Below are 13,300 nucleotides of genomic sequence, written 5' to 3'. Positions count from 1 at the left end.
GTCAAGCGGGCAGGGACTTTTGATTGAGCGGGTCGTCTAAAAGGTGATGAACCTTTTCAAGGAGTTTGGGGATGTTCAGGGGTTTCACCAGATAATCGCGAGCACCAGCCCTCATACACAAACTCATTATACTTTCGTCGATCACCGCCGTGGTAACCAGGACATGAATTTTGGGACGGAGAGATTTGATCTGCTTCAAAAGTTCAAACCCGTTTCTCCCCGGAAGCCGCATATCCAGAAGGACACAATCGGGTGAGAACTTGCGAAATTTTTCCCAGCCGTCCAAGCCATTATATGCTGTTTCGACAGTGTAGTTATCACTTTCTAAAATCTTTTTCAAAGTAGAGCAGATTTTCAGTTCGTCGTCTACCAAGAGGATTTTCGGGGTTTCCATAGGTCGGTTTACCTTTCGGTCATTATAGGCGCTTGACATTAAGGTAAGGGAACCGGTTTCCCAGTGTCAACGTGAGTTCGGGTGTGCCCTTCTAGCAGGGGGAGTTATAAGGGTTTTCGGATCAGTAAAATGAGGTTGACTCAAAGGCAGAAATTCCATAGGCTTACGGGATTGCAACCCATACCAATACTCAACGGTGAGGACTCAATATTGTGGCTGGCGCATACGATAAAACGCTTGTACTAAGCCTGATGGACAAACTGTCTTTCTTTGGTCAATTCACCCGGGATGAAAAAGCAGAAGTGGCTGGATTCGAACATATCGTTGTTCGTTACGAACTGGGGGAAAAAATCATCACACAGGGGGATGAAGACACTTCCCTGTTTGTATTGCTGAAAGGTGAAGCGGAGGTTACCAAAGTCGAAGCGCCGGGGGTCACTCTTGCGCGATTGTTACCGGGTGCGGTACTCGGAGAAATTTCATTTATCAGCAAGAAGCCTCGCGCTTCAACCGTCGCGGCAACAAATGAATCAATGGTCCTGAAAATGGATCAGGAAATGATGGACAAAGTGGGCCCGGCGATAAGGGAAAAAATAAAAACCTATCTGCTTAATCTACTCATTAAGCGGTTGGACAACATGAACATGGCGATTCTGGAACACATGCGTTAAGGGCTCAGCCGCTGTCTTCATTGGTCTGGGTATTTTTAATTTCAACATCTTTGAACCGGGCGTGGAATTCACGCAGGAGACTCCGGGCCTGGTCTTTTTTTTCCGTTTCATTTCTTTGGGAGAACAGATTACCAGCCTGGGTGATATGACGAATAGCCTGAGAGCCCTCGTTTTTAAAAGCGAATAGGTGAGCCAGGTTAAAGTGAGCCTCTGCTGAACGCGGGTTGATGCGAACCACTTCCTCGAAGGCGCTGATGGCTCTTTCAACATCCCCACGACGTTCAAACCCAACTCCGATTAAAAAATGGGCTTCTGCATCATTAGGGTCGCGGGTAACCCGGTTTTCATATTCAGTTAATGAGGATTGGTGTAGAAAATCAAAAAATCCCATGAAATCAATTACCGGAAAAATTTTGGATTGCCCCTATTGTAACGTTTTTTATAAAAAAACAGACAGGTAACTGGCTTCAGGAGGTCAATTGTTGAGAAAAACAGGATTAGCTGTCATTTTTGGACTGAGCTTTTTTATTTTCGGAAGCTGGAGTAATGCTGCCGATAATCCAGAGGCTCCTGCCGGAATGGTTTACCTGCCCGGTGGAGAATTTATTATGGGGCTTGAAGGCGATTCCAATAAAACGCCTCATCAGGTTTTTCTAAGTCCATTTTTTATCGATATTAATGAGGTGACCCAGGCTGACTATGAGCATTTGTTCGGAAAAAATCCTTCGGGATTCAAAGGGGCGGATCGACCGGTAGACCGTGTCACCTGGTTTGAAGCCTGGGCTTATTGCAAGAAAATTGGAAAACGGCTGCCTACGGAGGCCGAGTGGGAATATGCTGCTCGCGGAGGCACGACCACGCTTTACTTCTGGGGGGAAGAGTTTGATTTTGAAATGACTTGGAATCAAATCAATTCCGGGGAGGAGACTCACCCGGTAAAACAAAAACCTGCTAACCCTTTTGGCTTGCATGACACACAGGGGAACGTATGGGAGTGGGTTTCTGACTGGTACGGGAAGTATTATTACGAGGAAAGCCCAAGGGAAAACCCTGAGGGACCTGTCGCGGGAGAGGAAAAGGTGATTCGTGGCGGATCCTGGTATTCAGAAGGCAAGCATCAGACCTCGGCCACCCGTTATTGGGCGGAACCTTCTACCCGAAATTCAAATTTCGGGTTTCGGTGCGTGAAAGATATCACGTGAATGACTTGAAGGAGTCTGGAAAATGAATCCTAATGACATAGACTGGCTAAAATCCATGTTCAAGGAAAGAGGCCTCTTCCCCAGTATGACAGAACAGGAGATTGGCAGCCTGATTGATCATATGGACAGGATGAATTTTGCGCCTGGAGACACTCTGGTTAAGGAAGGAGATCCTGGTGACTGGTTTTTCATTGTGCAAAAGGGAAAAGTGAAGGCGACCCGAAAAAAATGGTTGGTAGGAAGTAAAGACATCGCGATCCTGGGGCCAAAGGACTTTTTTGGCGAATTGGCATTGCTGTCAGAAACAACTCGAAGTGCGACTCTGACAGCGGTAGACAGCACGATTTGTTTTGCCATGTATAAAAGCCAGTTTGCCGAACTGGTTGAAAAATGTCCTAGTTTCAAGGATGAAATGGAGCGTTTGGTGGCACAACGTTCTGGCGATTAATCCCGTTTCCCATATACTATAATGACAGGAAAGTCTTTACAGGAAACATTCAAGCTTGGTGAGAATAAGAAAATATCCCCTGAATACGTGGAACGTCTTTCCCGTATCCTTTTGGCATTTTGTGAGGGCGCTCATGAAATGCTTCCGCAGGATTCTGATCTCGCCAAAAAACTGGATGCCCTCACCCGTGTTGTTGAAAAGACATTAGAACCCCAAAAACATAGCGGTCTTGCGGAAGGTATTTTTTCTTTCTTTGAGGAAAAAATTGCAGAGGATGATTTTCGCGGCTGTGAGCGGGAAGGTCTTCTTGGAATTGTTCGTGAATTGACGCTATCTCTAAAGGGGATTGGCGAACCGGTTGGAACTCTGGATCAGAGTCTGGATGAGTTTGTATCGGATATTGAAAAGATTGAATCCCTTGAAGACCTGGACAAGCTCAAAAACAAAATCAAGGCAAGTGCGCAACAGGTGCGAACGCAGGTAAAAGACCTTTCGCAAGAATTGGAATCCGCTCAGGCCATGTGCTCCAATCTGCAGGAACAACTGGAAAAATCCCAAGCCACTTCAATAATGGATTCGCTTACCAGGGTGCTCAATCGCAGTGCTTATGATATGCGGGTGAATCAGGTGGTTAGCGAGTTCAACCGATTTGAAGAGCCCTGCGTGATGCTTGTTGTGGATATTGATCATTTCAAACAGGTCAATGATGAGCATGGGCATCAGGCCGGGGACAAGGCACTGACCTCAATAGCCCACACAATCAAGCTGAACCTCCGTGAGGCTGACATGGTTTTTCGGTATGGCGGGGAGGAGTTTGTGGTGTTGCTTCCAAAAACAGGAATAGAGGGGGCCAGGGTAATTGCAGAGAAAATCCGAAGCCGGGTTGCTTCAATCCGCACCCATCTGGTGAATGATATCTACGCAGATAAAGAGCAAAGAGTTGAAATAACCGTTAGTGTAGGCCTTGCCGAATTGAAGAAAGGGGACACCTCCGCTTCCTGGTTTGAACGTGCGGACAAGGCCCTCTACCGTGCCAAGAAGGAAGGACGAAACAAAGTCGAGGTTGATGACTGATAACTGGAATTGCCTTAGCGCACCAAACCCTGCAAGGCTTTTTTGATTTCCAAATGTTTCCCCATTTCCGCACTGCGGATGGCATTCCAGCCTTCCCGGGTTTCGGCAGTGGCATCGGCTCCCGCATCAATCAGCATTTCCACGATTTCCTGATTACCCTCAAACGCCGCACTCATCAGGGCCGTCCATCCATTATTTGATTTAGCATTGATTTTTGCCCCCCGTTTCAAAAACAAACGAACCATGTCCGGTCGGTTCCCAAAAGCCGCAGCCATTAAAGGAGTCAGGCCGCGTTGATCTTTTGCATTGACCTCGGCCCCCCGATTTAGAAATAAACGGACAATCCTCATATTGCCACCGAAGGCGGCGCTGTTGAGGGTCGAGATACCGTGGTCTTTTTTAGGAACCATTTGTCCACCGTGTTTCAAAATGGTTGAAACAATTTCGAAATCTCCTCTCAGTGCGCCGGCTTTGAGTGGTGTCAACCCTTCATGGTCCATGGCCTGGACATCCGCGCCGGCGTCCAGAAGCAGTTGGACCAGCGAATGGTCTCGGGCCAGGGCACTTTCAATCAAAGCTGTCCGTCCAAATTTGTCCGGTGCGTTTAAATCCGGTTTTTTTGTCAGAAGCAATTCGACGGTCGATCGTTTCCCCGCAACGGTGGCAGCCAGGAGAGCCGTTTGTCCCTCCTGGTTTTTCAGGTTGATGTCTGCCCCCGCATCCAGCAGAAGTTTTACAATATTGTCGTTTCCACGAAGGCTGGCTTCAATTAATGGAGTTTGTCCACGGGGATCCCGTGCGTTAACCGGAGCATTGTTTTTTATAAGCTGGTCGATGAGTTGGTCATCCCCCGTCGGGATGGCATCGATAAACAGGGGATAGCCTTCCCGGTTGATGAGGGCTGGATTGGCCTCATGTTTTAAGAGGAGTGACGTCAACTCACGATGTCCACGCGATACCGCCAGCCACAGGGCGGTGTAACCGTTTTTATCAGTGGTATCGACTTTGGCTCCTGCTTTCAGTAGTTGTTCAGCGATTTCAAGCCGACCCGCCATGGCAGCCCACATCAGACTGGTGAGGCCATTTTTATCAGTTCTGTTGACATCAGCTTTCAAATCAAGAAAGCGTTGCACCATTTCTGAATTGCCACTCGCCACAGCGCACATTAACGGGGTGCGCCCGACACTATCCTGATGTAAAGGTTTGGCTCCTTTATCCAATAGCAGGGTGACCGTTTCCAGGTTGGCCCTGAGTGCCGCGTGCATTAAAACGCTGAAACCTTCCGGTCCACGGCTCTTAGGATTGGCTCCATGATCCAAAAGAAGTTTCAGTGTTTCTGTTCGATTTTCTTCTGCAGCAGCTAAAAGAGCCGCATCCATTGCCGGGGCGTATTGGGCGACTCCGGTCTCAAGGAACATTTCCAAAGCATTGGTGTAACCCTTGCGGGCATAGTCAATAAAAGCCGCGTGACGGGCTGCTTGTTGCTGCTTTTTATAGGAGTCGCGATCGTCCGGCTCGGCAACGAGGCGGAATCCAATCATCCCGATGACAGCTATGAAAACCACCAGTAACAGGTAATTTAAAGAAAGAAATTTTTTCGCCATGAACGTCCACTTTGCGGGTGCACACTGCACTTCATTCAGATTAGAGATTCTCCCGTTTATACAGGGGAACAGGCCCCCTTGGCAAAATAAAATGTGGGTCCAAGCTGGGCCTTCCAGCAAAGCAATACACTCCACAGGTTCTATTGCCCAAAACTATTGTAATTTGCGGTTTTAAAAATAAATTTTTTAACCCGATTCTTTTTTCACCGAGCCTTTTATTGACAATACCCTCACCCTCTTCATAATTGGTTTCAATATTTCTGAGGGAGATTGTTTATAGATACGATGGAAGTTCACTTCTTTTTGTGTTTTTTTAATTTTGGGAGGGGTCCAGAATGAATAAATTGCTAGGCGGGAGTATTGTTTTGTTGCTAATGCTTTCCTTTTCGATGCCTGTGCAGGCACAAACGGTCGAAGAGAGATTGACGGCTCTTGAAACATCGATGGCCAATGTCGAGTTGTTATCCACCCAGTTGTTTCAACTGTTTTTGGCTTTACAGCCAGATATCACGGCCATTCTGAATGCCCTGGCAACACAGCAGGCAGAAGTTGCTACTTTGCAAGCGGCGGTGACCGGTTTGCAATCTCAGGACACAACGCACAGCAATGACATCACGGCTCTGCAGGCCAGTCAATCGACACAGGATACTGATATAACGACACTACAAACAGATATAGGCTTGATACAAAGCAATGATGCAACACAGGACACTGACATTACTGCGTTACAAACCAGCCAGGGAACGCAGGACGTCACAATTTTCGGATTGACCACGGATGTGGGTGACCTTCAAACCCGCTTCAGTGGCGTCACCCGCTCTGCGGACACTTTATTGTTCACCGACATGAACCTGCAGGTGGTATCCGGTTCCGGTACAACGGATGGAACGGTCAATGGTAACGGCAACATCATCATCGGGTACAACGAAGACATTTTTCCGTTTCTGGGCGGGGGACTACCTGCCAGTGACAAAACCGGTTCGCATAATCTGATTGTCGGCAAGGGATTGAACTATACCAGCTTCGGCGCACTGGTGGCCGGCCTGGACAATATCTCAGGTGCCCAGTATGCCTCGGTTTCCGGCGGTAACCGGAACCAGGCAACGGGAATTTTTGCCAGTATCCAGGGCGGAAACAACAACGAGGCATCGGAAGTTGGCTCTAGCGTCAGTGGCGGAAATTTTAATCTGGCTTCCGGAATTTCGTCCAGTATTAACGGAGGGAGCACCAATACAGCCTCTGGCAACCAATCCACTGTCAACGGGGGCATAAGTAATGAGGCTTCCGGAAGTTCAGGCGCTGTCAGTGGTGGACAAAACAACGTTGCGTCAGGAATCTTTACCAGCGTCACCGGCGGACAAAATAATACGGCATCCGGTCAATACGCTTCGGTTACTGCGGGTCAGCTCAACACGGCCACCGGTAATTTTTCTGGCATTAGTGGGGGACTTCGCAACGACTCTGCAGGCAATGGTTCGAGCATATCCGGTGGGGAGTTAAACAGCACGGCCAATTTTTATTCCAGTGTCAGCGGCGGGAAAAACAATATTGCCTCAGGCAGGACTTCCAGTGTCAGCGGTGGGTTGGACAATACCGCTGAAGGCCTGCATTCCAGTATCAGTAGTGGAGAAAAAAATACCGCTTCAGGGGAAGCCTCCAGTGTGAGTGGTGGCACCGCTCACATGGCTTCCGGTCAATATTCCAGTGTGAGTGGGGGGCAATCTGGCATCGCTTCAGGATATTCCACAAGTGTGGGTGGCGGATTCAATAACACGGCTTCAGGAATAAGGTCCACTGTGAGTGGGGGATCAACACGAACCGCGGTTGGCGCAGTGGACTGGTGGGGTGGAGGGTTATTTCAGACTAATTAACTCATTTTCTAAAGTTAGAACGATATTGTTCATAAGGGGGAGGCGCAATGCGTCTCCCCCTTTTTCTATTTAGAAAAAAAAGCCGGGACCCACAAGGGTCCCGGCCGGTAATGCATCAAACGATCTAGGGAGGTGGAAATCGTTTGACGTGTATTGCTTTTATTTCAATCCGAAGATTTGGTTGGCCGGGAGCACCCTCTAAAACTTTTAGAGGGTGCGAATTGCCGTGGCCGAAAACATTGTGCTGCGAGTTACTCGTGAAAATTATTTAACAGCGAGCTCGAAATTCTGAGCTGCATCTGCGCCGCCGGCAACAGTCACTTCAGAAGTCACTTCACCAACATACGGATGCCACGCGGTCACTTTGTACTTGCCGGCAGGTACGTCGGTCAGTTTGAAGGTACCGTCTGCACCGGTCACCATGTAGTACGGATTCCAGACCACACGCGCATCCGCTTCCATGTAGTTATGCTGGTCGCACTGCAGGAAGAAATGATCGTCTTTAAGACGTTTCAGGTTCTTCGTTACGTTGGCAACATCGCCTTTGCTTGGCAGAGGCTTGTTGAACAGGGTCTTGCGGTTTGCACCTTTCACTGCATAACCATGTGGGTTGTGCAAGATGTCAGGATCCTGGTTGGTGATAGAAACGTTCACGAAATCCTTTGCCATTTCTTTCTTTTCAGTTTTGCGCACTACTGTGATCTTCGGGAAAATATCGCAGGTCTTAAAGTCAAAGTTGGTGCCTTTGTATTCCCAGGCTTTACCTTCTTTGATGTTTTCGATGAAGACCACTGCACCCTGGAGTTTGCCTCCATCGGCCATCACTTTATGCCGAGGGCGGATCCCGCCTTCTTTGGTGTCTGGATGAGTGGCGCAGAACTCAACGTTCTTGCCTTTGTTCAGGTCTTCCATGATGGCTGGGGGCGGATCACCCTTCAGGGTAACCATTCCACTAATGCTGCCACCGCCGTCTACCTTGCCGGCTTTATATTTCTGTTTTTTTGCGAACGCATCGGTGGCGGTTCCTGCCATACCGAGCATCAAAAGAGTCATCAGGATAGGTGCTACTTTATTCGTGGTTTTCATGGTTCTGTCCTCCTGCAGTATGGTTAAAGCCGGGTGAGCGTGAATTGGAAACAGTGTGAGTTCCCGGCCGGATTTCGAGTTTCAGGTATCCTGGTGATTTCCTATTCCTTTAGAAAGTCAGCACGGATGTACTTGACCACGTTCCAGATATCCTTATCGGAAAGTGATTTCCCATGGGCGGTCATGCCGGTTCCCTTGGAGCCGTTCTTGATAATCCAGAACATCTGCCCTGGGGAAACATCTGCCATGGTGTCCTGACAGGTGAAATTACGAGGGTTAGGCTTCAAGGCTTTACCCAGTTTACCGTTTCCATCACCCTTGTCGCCGTGACACATTTTGCAGGCCATGGGCTTGGCGGATTTTTGATACAACTTTTTACCCGCCGCGACGTCTGCTGAGCCTGGAATGGCCAATTTTGCAATATTGGCTGGAGCAGCCTTGGTTTTCCTAGGCTGAGGGCATTTGCCTCCTGCCTGGGCGTGGGTGCTTATCAGCATGCCAGCTATCATTGTCATCGCGATTATCAGTTTCTTATTCATTGTGTCCTCCTACCTCAGGGGTGATGAAAAGTATTTCCGGTTGAAAAAAACCTGGTTTCAGGTGTTGTCAAATCCGGGAGCATCCTTTCTACTTAAACCGAGGGATTCAACATTCCCGGATGTTCTATAAGCACTATAGGAAAACAGCATTAAGTGCCGATTAAAGGGGCATTAAGAGTTTTTAATATCCTGCAGGCCTTTTAAATGGAGGTTTGGAGGGTTTGGAGCCTTCCTTAATGCATGCAAATAAAATTTTGGGTGATGGTGGTTTTAATAACCGGATGCCCTTAAACCGAAAATACAAGGTTATGGTGCACCTTCATTTAGTAACCTGACCTGGGTTCAGAAAATAATTAATTATGGAAAATGGCATTCAAAACTGGAAGGTATTGGTGGCTGATAACTCGACTGTGATGGGTCGGCTTATTAAGAATTATCTTGTTGAAATGGGGCTGAAAGGAGAAAACATCACCATAACGGAGGATGGTAATCAGGCATCCATGATGGCGGGGTTAATGGCCTTCGATCTTGTGACTGCCGGTCGTCATATGAAGGTTAAAGATGGTTTGGAATTGCTGACGGAATTAAGGGCTAATCCGGATGAATCTATCAGCAAGGTCAAATTCCTGATGATAACCGCAGATGGTTCAGCGCAATTGCTGGCAGATGTTTTGAGTGCTGGTGCTGATGGTCTTTTAAGCAAACCGTTCCATCCAAAAGATTTTAGTGAGACTCTCGAACGCTTAAATAGCGGCAGTAACGGGTTTGTGTGTCTCTCCGAAAACGAGCGTTACAGAGACTCCTCGCAAAAGAAAGAGGAGTCGGCTGGACCTGAAGAAGAGACCGATGGCATTCCAGCCAGATTGGTCGATATTTTTGTGAAAAATACGATAGAGGGTTTGGGCCAATACATGGTTCAGGCCCAGCCTGGTAATCCTTGTGAAAAGGAAGAGGTAAAGGGAGATCTGGTTTCATCGATTGAATTATTGGATTCAAAATCGGGAATCAAATTTCACCTGACTCTTTTGTTTCCGAAAAAATCAGCCTGCACCATTTACGAAACACTGTTTGGTGAGGTCGATATGGATATGGTGTGTGGAATTGTTGGTGAGCTCAATAATATAATTGGGGGGGCGGTCAAGCCACATTTAGCAGAGATGGCCAATGTTTGCCACCTGCTGCTGCGTCCGGAAGGAGATCCATTGGTGGAAGGAACAGAACTCGAATTTCAGCTAGGGTTTCCAGATTCAAAATGGCTGGAAGCGGGAGAAATTGGACTTCCCGAAAATACAGGGCATAATTTTATGGTCCCCTTCCAACTGGATGATGGGAAACTTTTTCTGAGTGTTACCCTTCAGACTGCTTGATCCCCTTTTTTCAAACTCAATTGACGTAGCGCTTCATACAGGACAATACCCGCGGCTGTTGAAAGATTGAGCGACCGCACTCGGTCATCTGCCATAGGAATGCGTAAACAGATCCGGTCTGGCCCGTTTCGAAAATCGTCCGGGAGTCCCGATGTCTCATTTCCAAATACGAGATGAGTTCCTGCTTCAAACTTGTGGTCGTAGAGGGAGCGATCCGCCCTTTTGGTTAGCAGGACGAGCGGTGCCTCGGGTGGTTTTTTGCTTAGGTACTGTTCCAGGTTTTTATGGCGAAGGAGCGTGAGATGTTGCCAGTAATCGAGACCAGCGCGTTTGACCTGGGAATCCGAAATATCAAACCCCAGTGGGTCTACCAGGTGGAGAGGAGTTCCAGTGGCAACGCATAAACGGCCAATGTTGCCTGTGTTGGGGGGGATTTCTGGAGAGACCAGAACAATGTGAAACGAATCACCCGGAGCCTTGTTTCTCATTTCCGGCCTTAAAGTATCTGGAATAGGTGCCTGGAGGCGTATGTCACAGGGACGACTAAGTGTAATTCTTGTTGTGCGGACAGATTCGGTAGTAGTAATTCTGGTGGCGTGGAAAACTTCCGCTTCTCAAAACACCGAGAAAAACCTTAACTCGCTCGATAGTCAGCTCGTCAAGCATGGCATCAAGTTCTTCCTGGTCGACATCTTCCCAGTCCTGGCAATCCAGCGAGCGTTGAAGAGGGAATTCGGAAACACCTTCGATCTGAATGTGGTGGCTATCTTCCCGCATGATTTCCAGAATTTACACCTTGTGAAAAGGTTATTTTAATAATATATCCTCTGTTTTCCTTTTTTACAGGTGCGCATTATACACGGAATCTTTTTTTAATCGAATCTGACTCTGGATATTTTACATGTAGAAAAATGTTTTTTCCTTTTTGAATGTAATCAGAGAACGTAAATAAATTGTTTGCGGGCTTTGGTTCGGGTTGTCTATCGTTGTATCATATTTAAGTTGATACCCGAACGCTATCGGATTCTTACCAAAATAATATGAAACTTTTCTGGAAAATTGAAGGCAAAGGGTTTTTTGGGGACGTATGGTGTTTGCAGACATTTCGGAAACCTGTGAGGGTTTTTGATGAAGTTTAAAACCACTGTTGGTTTTAACAATATAAGTGGTGATGTTTTTGGTGGAATAACCGCCGGAATTGTTGCTCTGCCTCTAGCTCTGGCCTTTGGTGTCCAATCTGGACTGGGCGCGATTGCGGGTTTGTATGGCGCTATTGCGCTTGGGATCGTTGCTTCGCTATTGGGTGGGACCCCCTCCCAGATCAGTGGGCCTACGGGGCCGATGACGGTGGTCTGCAGCCTGATAGTGATCAGTGCCATTGAGCAGGCGGGTTCTCTTGAAGCGGCATTTGGCACTATTTTGGCCATATTTGTTCTGGCTGGTGTTTTCCTGCTGGTGTTCGGGTTATTGAGGCTAGGCGTTTATATTCAATATATTCCTTACCCGGTGGTTTCCGGTTTTATGTCAGGAATCGGGGTGATCATCATCATATTGCAGGTTTTCCCCTTCATGGGGCAACCCTCACCTAAATCCATCGTCAATGTTTTTAAGGAATTGCCGGCAGGCCTGTCCCAGTTAAATATTGAAGCGGTGTTGGTGGCCTCTGCCACTATCGCCATCATCTACATTTTCCCAAGAATCACGAAAGCGGTGCCCAGTGCCCTGGTGGCTTTGCTTATTATCACCTCACTTTCAACCTGGGGGGAATTCAACGTTCCCATCATTGGCGATATTCCCAGTGGTCTGCCTGATATAAAACTGGGGGAGATCCATTTTTCTGCGCTGGGGACGGGCCTTATCATCAAATTAGCCCTGACCCTGGCTCTTCTAGGAGCCATTGATTCCCTTCTCACTTCGGTGATCGCAGATAATGTTACCAAGACCAAACACAACAGCAATCAGGAATTGATCGGTCAGGGGCTTGGAAATATACTGGCTGGAGCCATTGGCGGGTTACCAGGAGCCGGGGCCACAATGCGTACCCTGGTCAATATCAATTCCGGCGGCAAAACCGGATTATCTGGTATGGTTCACGGCGCTGTCCTTTTGGCTGTTCTGCTTGGGCTCGGTCCTTACGCATCGCTGATCCCCCTGCCTGTTCTGGCGGGTATTTTGATCACAGTCGGCATTGGAATCATTGACTACAAGGGCCTCCGTCATTTGAAACAGGTGCCTCGAGCAGATGCCATTGTGATGATCCTGGTACTCGGCCTGACAGTATTTGTTGATTTGATTCAGGCCGTTGCTACTGGAATGATCCTGGCCTCGATTCTTTTTATGAAGCAGATGAGCGACCAGGTTACAGCCGAAGTGAAAATCATTCCTTTAAGAAATTTTGTTCCTGAATTCGACTGGGACGATGAAAAAATTCCTGAAAGCATTTCCAACAAAATTTATGTCAAACATTTTAATGGACCTATCTTTTTCGGATTTGCCCCAGCGTTTCAGGAAATAGCCAAAAAACTGCCTGATATCCGCGTCGTGATTTTCAGGATGAAACGGGTGCCGCACATTGACCAGACCGGTTTGTACGCTATGGAGGAAGTGATCCGGACTCTTGAAGGAAGAAAAATTGCCGTGGTGTTTTCAGGATTACAGGATCAGCCCAGGCGGATGTTGCACCGTATCAATATTATCCCGAGTCTGGTTCCTGAACATTACTGTTTTGAGTCCTTCCAGCAATGTGTGGATTGGATCGAAAGGGAACTGACCGATACCCATTTGGATGATATGGACCGTTTTTTTGATGAACTTGGTGAAAAAAGTCACAGGTTAGACCCGAGATTTAGGCTTTGATTTTTCGGGATGGAGAGGCTGTTCTGAATTATGCAAAATTCATTCTGTTTGAAAAGGCGGGAAGCGCGAAAACCCGGGCGGGAAGTGCCTTTTATGATCTGGACACAGACCGGGCTAAACTAGTAGAATAACAAGCCTTGCACCGTTGTCTTATGCGTAAAAGGGGTAATTGTCCTATAGTGTAAATA

General features: G+C 47.7%; 14 protein-coding genes. 7 read left to right on the top strand and 7 right to left on the bottom strand.

Annotation, left to right across the window (positions count from 1 at the left end; translation table 11 throughout):
- Position 1: 1 nt before the first annotated feature.
- Complete coding sequence (locus tag G3M70_03740; protein QPJ61047.1) at positions 2-394, bottom strand: response regulator; 393 nt, start codon at positions 392-394, stop codon at positions 2-4.
- Between the two features lie 212 nt (positions 395-606).
- On the opposite strand from G3M70_03740, the gene G3M70_03735 reads away from it, so the two are divergent.
- Entirely contained in the window at positions 607-1,065 is a 459-nt protein-coding gene (locus G3M70_03735; GenBank protein ID QPJ61046.1) for a cyclic nucleotide-binding domain-containing protein, read from the top strand.
- A gap of 4 nt (positions 1,066-1,069) precedes the next feature.
- Here the strand turns inward: G3M70_03735 and G3M70_03730 are convergent, their stop codons facing one another.
- Positions 1,070-1,456, bottom strand: coding sequence for a tetratricopeptide repeat protein (locus tag G3M70_03730; protein ID QPJ61045.1), 387 nt, complete (start codon positions 1,454-1,456; stop codon positions 1,070-1,072).
- Positions 1,457-1,643: 187 nt separating this feature from the next.
- On the opposite strand from G3M70_03730, the gene G3M70_03725 reads away from it, so the two are divergent.
- The 3 genes from G3M70_03725 to G3M70_03715 are packed head-to-tail and all read left to right on the top strand — an operon-like array spanning position 1,644 to position 3,789.
- Complete coding sequence (locus G3M70_03725; protein ID QPJ63699.1) at positions 1,644-2,267, top strand: formylglycine-generating enzyme family protein; 624 nt, start codon at positions 1,644-1,646, stop codon at positions 2,265-2,267.
- A 22-nt stretch (positions 2,268-2,289) separates the two neighbouring features.
- The gene (locus G3M70_03720) at positions 2,290-2,715 is read left to right on the top strand and encodes a cyclic nucleotide-binding domain-containing protein (protein QPJ61044.1); all 426 of its coding nucleotides are present in this window, start codon (positions 2,290-2,292) and stop codon (positions 2,713-2,715) included.
- A gap of 21 nt (positions 2,716-2,736) precedes the next feature.
- Positions 2,737-3,789 carry a GGDEF domain-containing protein gene (locus tag G3M70_03715; protein QPJ61043.1) on the top strand — a complete coding sequence of 351 codons (1,053 nt, stop codon included), beginning with the start codon at positions 2,737-2,739 and terminating at the stop codon, positions 3,787-3,789.
- A gap of 14 nt (positions 3,790-3,803) precedes the next feature.
- Here the strand turns inward: G3M70_03715 and G3M70_03710 are convergent, their stop codons facing one another.
- Complete coding sequence (locus G3M70_03710) at positions 3,804-5,393, bottom strand: hypothetical protein (protein ID QPJ61042.1); 1,590 nt, start codon at positions 5,391-5,393, stop codon at positions 3,804-3,806.
- A 335-nt stretch (positions 5,394-5,728) separates the two neighbouring features.
- On the opposite strand from G3M70_03710, the gene G3M70_03705 reads away from it, so the two are divergent.
- Positions 5,729-7,264 carry a hypothetical protein gene (locus G3M70_03705; protein QPJ61041.1) on the top strand — a complete coding sequence of 512 codons (1,536 nt, stop codon included), beginning with the start codon at positions 5,729-5,731 and terminating at the stop codon, positions 7,262-7,264.
- A 264-nt stretch (positions 7,265-7,528) separates the two neighbouring features.
- On the opposite strand, the gene G3M70_03700 is transcribed toward G3M70_03705, so the two are convergent.
- Complete coding sequence (locus G3M70_03700; GenBank protein ID QPJ61040.1) at positions 7,529-8,350, bottom strand: carboxypeptidase regulatory-like domain-containing protein; 822 nt, start codon at positions 8,348-8,350, stop codon at positions 7,529-7,531.
- A 101-nt stretch (positions 8,351-8,451) separates the two neighbouring features.
- Positions 8,452-8,889, bottom strand: coding sequence for a cytochrome c (locus G3M70_03695; protein QPJ61039.1), 438 nt, complete (start codon positions 8,887-8,889; stop codon positions 8,452-8,454).
- Positions 8,890-9,248: 359 nt separating this feature from the next.
- On the opposite strand from G3M70_03695, the gene G3M70_03690 reads away from it, so the two are divergent.
- Positions 9,249-10,256 (top strand): response regulator, encoded by a 1,008-nt coding sequence (locus tag G3M70_03690; GenBank protein ID QPJ61038.1) that lies wholly within the window; start codon positions 9,249-9,251, stop codon positions 10,254-10,256.
- Here G3M70_03690 and G3M70_03685 read toward each other — a convergent pair.
- Positions 10,244-10,744, bottom strand: coding sequence for a tRNA (cytidine(34)-2'-O)-methyltransferase (locus G3M70_03685; GenBank protein ID QPJ61037.1), 501 nt, complete (start codon positions 10,742-10,744; stop codon positions 10,244-10,246). The genes G3M70_03690 and G3M70_03685 overlap by 13 nt on opposite strands.
- Before the next feature lie 55 nt (positions 10,745-10,799).
- Positions 10,800-11,033, bottom strand: coding sequence for a hypothetical protein (locus G3M70_03680; GenBank protein ID QPJ61036.1), 234 nt, complete (start codon positions 11,031-11,033; stop codon positions 10,800-10,802).
- Positions 11,034-11,384: 351 nt separating this feature from the next.
- Here G3M70_03680 and G3M70_03675 point away from each other — a divergent pair, with 351 nt between their 5' ends.
- Positions 11,385-13,112, top strand: a complete 1,728-nt coding sequence (locus tag G3M70_03675; GenBank protein QPJ61035.1) for a SulP family inorganic anion transporter — start codon at positions 11,385-11,387, stop codon at positions 13,110-13,112.
- Positions 13,113-13,300: the final 188 nt, after the last annotated feature.

It is taken from the genome of Candidatus Nitronauta litoralis (genome assembly GCA_015698285.1).
Lineage (GTDB): Bacteria > Nitrospinota > Nitrospinia > Nitrospinales > Nitrospinaceae > Nitronauta > Nitronauta litoralis.
The sequence above is the reverse complement of the archived record's forward strand: the minus strand, read 5'-3'. Positions and strand labels throughout refer to the sequence as shown.